We start from the raw sequence: 1,539 nt of genomic DNA on the forward strand, positions 1-1,539 counted from the left end.
TAACGGGCAGCATTCCTATTATGAGGAAATACGAGATTTGAGAAATAAAAAGACTCCTTGGTATGATGTTTAGGGATCCCTGATGCTGGCCAGCGTCGGATCCAAAAACAAAACCAAAGGAGACTACAACATGCATTCTACTCAAAATGAACGAATTAATCAAATCACTTTTTCTACCTTAATTATCGGAGTCGACATCGCAAAGTTTAGACATGTGGCGCGAGCTCAAGACTTCCGCGGGGTCGAGTTCGGGAAGCCACTCACGTTTGAAAATAATCGAGAAGGCTTTGAATTATTTGTGAGCTGGTTTAGGAAGATTGCGGCGGAGCAAGGGCTCAAGGACGTTATAGTTGGTATGGAACCAACGGGTCACTACTGGCTAAACCTAGCCCATTTTCTTGAAGAAGAGCAAGTAAAATACGGCGTAGTGAACCCACTATACGTAAAGAAAAGTAAAGAATTAGATGACAATTCCCCAACAAAGAATGACATTAAGGACGCAAAAGTTATCGCACAGTTGGTCAAAGACGGGAGATACGCTGTACCGAGCCTTCCTCAAGGTGTTTATGGCGAACTGAGGGAAGCCATGAAAATTCGCGAGCACCTGACAACTGACCTTTGTGTTGTACAATTACGTGTCCATAATTGGCTAGATCGGTATTTTCCAGAGTTTCTGACGGTATTTAAGGACTGGGAGTGCAAGTCTGCCATCCAGATGCTAAGCCTCAATCTACTGCCATATGAGCTTGTTTCTGTGCCAGACGAGACGTTGCTGCAGCATTTAAGGGAGGCTGCAAAGCGTGGGCTTGGTCTAGGTCGAATACAGAGTCTAAAGGCAGCAGCCGGCTGTTCTGTTGGTATCAAGCAAGGTTCTGAGCTGGCTAAAATGGAGCTAAAGTTGTTGCTAACACAGTACGAATGGCTTAAGAACAAGCTTGAGGAATTGGAAGTAAAGTTAGATGAACTGCTAGCGCAGATCCCTCATGTGAAGCAAATATTGGCCATAAAAGGAATTGGCCGGGATACGATCGCTGGCTTTTTAGCAGAGGTAGGAGACATTGACCAGTACCGTCATCCAAAACAGATCACAAAGCTTGCTGGACTGAATTTGAAAACAAATTCATCCGGCACACATATAGGACAAACCAGGATCACAAAGAGAGGCAGGAAACGCCTTCGTGCTCTGCTCTTTAGAGTGATAATGCCGCTAGTCGCTAAAAATGCAGCCTTTCGAACCCTACACGAGTATTACACGAAACGGCCTGTGAATCCATTAAAGAAGATGCAGTCTCTCATCGCGTTATGTAACAAACTCATACGCATTCTTTTCGGTATCTTGCAGAAGGGCCATGAGTTTAGTGAAGAGAAGATGATTCAGGATATCCCTCGATTTACGGAGATACCACAAGCAGCTTAATGATCGCTTTTTATGTTGATGACCAAAGCACAGCAAGATAACAAGAAGCACGGATGAGTCGGAAAGGCACTAAACTTACGGACAAAGATCCTGTCGGGCAGCATATCTGACCTCCACCTCAT

Annotated in this window: 1 protein-coding gene; it reads left to right on the plus strand. The window is 44.6% G+C overall.

The window, feature by feature from the left end:
* Positions 1–130 precede the first annotated feature (130 nt).
* Positions 131–1,417, plus strand: a complete 1,287-nt coding sequence (locus J2X61_RS36230) for an IS110 family RNA-guided transposase (RefSeq protein WP_310195303.1) — start codon at positions 131–133, stop codon at positions 1,415–1,417.
* Positions 1,418–1,539 lie beyond the last annotated feature (122 nt).

Source organism: Bacillus sp. 3255, from assembly GCF_031456485.1.
GTDB lineage: Bacteria > Bacillota > Bacilli > Paenibacillales > NBRC-103111 > Paenibacillus_E.

Bases quoted from the DNA above. Each gene is read 5' to 3' on its own strand.
- J2X61_RS36230 (WP_310195303.1), top strand. From the start codon at position 131: ATGCATTCTACTCAAAATGAACGAATTAATCAAATCACTTTTTCTACC.